The sequence below is a fragment of the Thalassospira sp. UBA1131 genome (assembly GCF_002311515.1).
Taxonomy (GTDB): domain Bacteria; phylum Pseudomonadota; class Alphaproteobacteria; order Rhodospirillales; family Thalassospiraceae; genus Thalassospira.
Genome location: NZ_DCAO01000011.1, coordinates 2,862 through 5,396 on the forward strand (window position 1 = coordinate 2,862; position 2,535 = coordinate 5,396).

General features: G+C 54.6%; 3 protein-coding genes and 1 pseudogene. 2 read left to right on the forward strand and 2 right to left on the reverse strand.

Features of this window, described 5'->3' with window-relative positions; translation table 11 throughout:
* Positions 1 to 196: hypothetical protein (locus tag B3Z49_RS01405; protein WP_296987717.1), on the forward strand; the 196-nt coding region annotated here is incomplete at its 5' end.
* The gene (locus tag B3Z49_RS01410) at positions 153 to 1,127 is read left to right on the forward strand and encodes an adenosine deaminase (protein ID WP_296987720.1); all 975 of its coding nucleotides are present in this window, start codon (positions 153 to 155) and stop codon (positions 1,125 to 1,127) included. The genes B3Z49_RS01405 and B3Z49_RS01410, both read left to right, overlap by 44 nt.
* A gap of 39 nt (positions 1,128 to 1,166) precedes the next feature.
* Here B3Z49_RS01410 and B3Z49_RS01415 read toward each other — a convergent pair whose 3' ends face one another.
* Both B3Z49_RS01415 and B3Z49_RS01420 read right to left on the reverse strand, forming a co-directional pair.
* The gene (locus B3Z49_RS01415) at positions 1,167 to 2,087 is read right to left on the reverse strand and encodes an alpha/beta fold hydrolase (RefSeq protein ID WP_296987722.1); all 921 of its coding nucleotides are present in this window, start codon (positions 2,085 to 2,087) and stop codon (positions 1,167 to 1,169) included.
* Between the two features lie 16 nt (positions 2,088 to 2,103).
* Positions 2,104 to 2,535: pseudogene (locus B3Z49_RS01420) on the reverse strand (hypothetical protein); the annotation flags it as partial.

Sequence of the window (2,535 nt, forward strand, 5' to 3'; positions counted from 1 at the left end):
CCGTTGGCATCCTTGGCCGATGATCCGTACGTTCAGCAATGGAGTGCTGCGCGCAAATCATCGCGCCGTGCGGTTGCCGCGTGACCAAGCGGGTTGGTTTGGGTTAGAAGGTATCGGTTATAAGATGATGCCGACAAACCCGGAGCACCGCGATGAACACGACCATTCCAAAGGCAGAACTGCACCTGCATCTTGAAGGGGCGATGACGCCTTCGCTTGTCCGCAGCTTTGCCAAGCGCAATGGTCTGACATTGCCTGATGATATCTATGATGCGCAGGATCGCTATATCTGGAATAACTTTCCCGAGTTCCTCAACAGTTTTGACAAGGCGAGTGCCGCCATCCGCACCAAGCAGGATTATTCCGATCTGACCTGTTCCTACCTGACTGCGCAGGCCAAGGTTGGCACCCTTTATGTCGAGATTTTCTGTTCGCCAACCCATGCGGCCGGTTGTGGCCTGTCCTTTGATGATCATCTTGAGGCCGTGGTTGACGGTATTGACCGCGCCGAAAAGGAAACCGGGATTATCGGCCGGATTATCATGACCTGTGTGCGCCACGTTGGGCCGGATGTGGCGGTCAAGGTCGCGCGTGAGACGGTTGATTGTCGCCACCCGTACATTGTCGGTTTTGGCATGGGTGGCAATGAAAGCATGTTCACACAGGAAGATTTTTATCCGGCGTTCAAGATCGCCCGCGATGCCGGTCTTGGCTGCACCACCCATGCTGGCGAGGTCGAAGGATCGCAAAGTGTCTGGGATGCAATTGAAAAACTTCCTGTGACACGGATCGGCCATGGGGTGCGGTCAATCGAAGACCCCAAACTGGTCGAAGCACTGGTTAAGCGTGATATCGTTCTGGAAGTTTGTCCGGGATCGAATATCGCGCTTTCGGTTTTCCCGGATTACACATCCCATCCGCTGCGCAAATTCTACGACGCGGGGGTCAAGGTGACCCTTGGCTCGGACGATCCGCCGTTTTTCTTTACCTCGCTTGCAGCCGAATATCAGCGTGCCGAGGAGGTGTTTGGTTTTAGCCCTGAAGAGCTGAGTGGTTTGACCCGTACCGCCATCGAAGCTGCCTTTGTTGATGATGCGACCAAGGCAAAACTTCTGGCAAAGCTTTAGGGTCAAACTCATTCAAATCACCGTCCAGGTCTCCCGGGTTCACTTTTTTTGAGTACGCGAGATGTGCGCATCAAAAATTTGCCAGAACCTGTTTCGATAAATGTCACGTTCCTGAAGAATTTCGTGGCGGGCTTCAGGGATCTCCGCAATGGTGATCGACGGTACGTTGCCAAACAGATCTTCCGTCGTCTGGTTTGAAACAACCTGATCGTTCCCGGCCAGAACAATGGTGATGGGGGGCAGGGACCATGTGCCGGACTTCATCTGTTCGATCCGGGTGGTCAGGGATGCTTGCGCCTTGAAACAGGCATCAAGCCAGCCAGCAGAAACGCCACCAACCACAAGTCCCGGGCTGCTTTGCAAGATGGCAACATTTCGCGCATGGCGGACCGGATCGGAAGTTAGGATGTTTTCGGCCTCGAACCCGGCAAGCGGGCTTAGTTTGCGTTGGCCGGGCAGGTACTGTTTGTCAAATCCATACCGACACATGCTGTCGGCGACAAATTGTGCCGCGAGTGACAACCAATCAGGGCCGCCCAGCCCAAAAAATGGCGCGACCATCACCACGCTTTCCCACAGATCCGGTTGATCAAGCATCATCGCCACTGCAACCAACCCGCCGGTCGAGTGCGTTATCAGCAGCGGGCAGGCAATGCCGTGGACTTTTTTAACATGGTCAACAACGTGGCGTGTATCGGCGATATATTGCGCAACATCATGAACGTATCCCATGACCGGATCATTCGTTTCGCGCGACGACCCACCGTGGCCGCGAAAATCAAAGGTCACACAACCGAAACCACGTTCGGCAAGTTCGTCCGCCGTTTCCTGGTAACGTTCAATATACTCCCCGCGCCCTTGCAGGATAAGGACATGCTGGCGCGCGTTTTCGGGCGTCTGCACACCAAAGCGCAGATTTATCCCGTCGGGTGTTTCGAAAATGTCGGTCGAAAAAGTCATCGGGCGGCTTCAGTTCCTAATTCTGCGCGGTGATTGCCTTTGCGATAAAGGCAGCCATTTTGTCCATCATACCCGGGAAGTCGGGATTGAATGTACCACGACGCATTGTGCCGGGGGGCGCGTCGTCAAAAAGATTGCGTTCACCATACAGGACATTCGTGCCGGACTGGCAGTTTGATCGGGCAGCCTCGTCATCGTAATGCCCGCAATCGGGGACCGCGCCATCAAGGCCATAAATGGGATCCTTGGGGCTCATGGTAATTGCGGTGTGGGCATGGTTGAGTGTCCGCATCTCGTCGTCTTCCGAGCGGACAATTTCAATGTCGTCACAATTTGCGCTGCTAGTCGGCGGGTCGATTTTGCCCTGATACCAGATCAGGTGTTTTTGCGGGCTTGTGACCTTGTTGCAGAAGAAATCGCGCATCAGGTCGGGGTTGATGGTCTGATC

Bases quoted from the DNA above. Each gene is read 5' to 3' on its own strand.
- B3Z49_RS01415 (WP_296987722.1), bottom strand. From the start codon at position 2,087: ATGACTTTTTCGACCGACATTTTCGAAACACCCGACGGGATAAATCTG.
- B3Z49_RS01410 (WP_296987720.1), top strand. From the start codon at position 153: ATGAACACGACCATTCCAAAGGCAGAACTGCACCTGCATCTTGAAGGG.